We start from the raw sequence: 1,906 nt of genomic DNA, 5'->3' as shown, positions 1-1,906 counted from the left end.
ATTTTCTATATTAGGAATTCTCAAATGCTTAGTTTTAAATGGCGCCACTTTGAAAAAGAGATCATTCTCCTAAATGTCAGATGGTACTTGGCTTACCCACTCAGTTATCGCAATCTTGAAGAAATAGCGGAAGAACGAGGCTACCATGTTGACCACAGTACACTTAACCGCTGGGTTATCACGTATGCGCCTAAATTAGAGAAAGAATTTCACAAAAAGAAGCGTCCTGTGTGTGGGCGGTGGCGGATGGATGAAACCTATATTAAAGTCAAAGGAGAGTGGAAATATTTTTATCGAGCAGTTGATAAAGAAGGCAACACCATTGACTTTTTACTCACTGCAAAGCGTGATATGAAAGCAGCCAAGCGATTTTTTAAGAAAGCCATTAAGAGAAATGGTCTGCCTGAATTAGTCAATATAGATAAAAGTGGTTCAAATAAAGCAGCTCTTAAGAGCATCAACAAGGAAAACTCGGAAGCCCCTAAAGTGGATCCTATTGTCATCAGGCAATGTAAATATTTAAATAATATTATCGAACAGGATCATAGGAATATTAAACGAATCACTCGACCTATGCTGGGCTTTAAAAACTTCTATAGTGCTCAAAAAACATTAGCAGGTATTGAGCTAATGAAAATGATCAAAAAAGGGCAAATGATCGGAGGAGATGGCTTGTCTCCTGCAGGACAGTTTTATTCATTAGCCGCATAAAGACCGGTTATGGCAGGTTTTTATGCGCACAATAAACTTTTGCGACAGAACCTTTAAGTTAACTGATTTCGGAGTTGATAAGCTTTATGTGATTAATGCGTTTAGAGAAAAGAGCCGTATTTTGACAGGAGCGGTAGCGATAAAATAAAGATACACTAAGATAATAAAAGAACAACTTTTAGTGTTTTTTTATGTAGAAATTAGATATCGGCAAAAATGCTATAAATAATCATAGATAGTAAATATAAATCAGTTGGTTATGCTACATAATAAGATCATGCATGATGATCGGCAAAAAATAATAAATAAGATATAATAAACTTTATATATTAATATTTTATGTATAAAATAAATCGGCATGAAAAATAATGAGTCAGCAACACGAATAGAGCCTTGTCTATTTGGTGAAAATATCCCAACAAAAACGTCAGATTTAGTCATTGATCTTGTTGGGAAGTCATCAGTTTTAAGTGCTTGGTTAAATCCTAAAACAGCTGAAAGCTTATCATCCATTGTCAGGACAATGAACTGTTATTATTCAAACCTTATTGAAGGACATAATACAAAGCTTCAGGATATAGAAAGAGCACTTAATAGTGATTTTGAAGATGATGAGAAAATAAATTTACAATTTGAAGCGTTAGCTCATATTGAGGTTCAAAGTAAAATAGATCAGATGTACATGCATGGAAAGCTTGCTAATCCAACTTCTATTGAATTTATTTTATGGTTGCATAAAGAGTTTTATAACAATGCGACGGAAGAGATGTTAACCATTAAAAGTGATGATAGAAGTATTTTAATGGAGGCAGGCAGCTTTAGATCAACGAATGAACATAATGTTATTGTGGGTCGGCATATTCCTCCTAGGGGTCAATACGTTTTAGACTTTATGCGTTTTTTTGAAGATCGTTATAGTCAAGCAACAGGAGGAAGTAGTCAAATTATGGCAATTGCTTCAGCGCATCATAGACTTGCGTATATTCATCCGTTTTTAGATGGGAATGGCAGAGTTTGTAGGTTAATGAGTCATGCAATGGGGTTGAAGGCAGGAATAGGGGCTTCAGGTTTATGGTCTATATCGAGAGGGCTGGTTCTGTCGCAATAATTATCAAAAGCGCAGACCTCCTGGTCTTCAGGCATAACTATCCTGCTAAAGCCATAAACTGCTTATAAGCAGGCATATTTTCCTCAG

At 35.6% G+C, this 1,906-nt stretch carries 2 protein-coding genes; both read left to right on the top strand.

The genetic code is table 11. From position 1 onward, the window contains the following. Positions 1-24 precede the first annotated feature (24 nt). Positions 25-711, top strand: coding sequence for an IS6 family transposase (locus tag CDZ78_RS18560; protein WP_087871205.1), 687 nt, complete (start codon positions 25-27; stop codon positions 709-711). Positions 712-1,069: 358 nt separating this feature from the next. After that, on the top strand, positions 1,070-1,819 hold the full coding sequence (locus CDZ78_RS18555) for a Fic family protein (RefSeq protein ID WP_087871305.1): 750 nt from the start codon (positions 1,070-1,072) through the stop codon (positions 1,817-1,819). Positions 1,820-1,906: the final 87 nt, after the last annotated feature.

The organism is Bathymodiolus platifrons methanotrophic gill symbiont (genome assembly GCF_002189065.1).
Lineage (GTDB): Bacteria > Pseudomonadota > Gammaproteobacteria > Methylococcales > Methylomonadaceae > Methyloprofundus.
The sequence above is the reverse complement of the archived record's forward strand: the minus strand, read 5'-3'. Positions and strand labels throughout refer to the sequence as shown.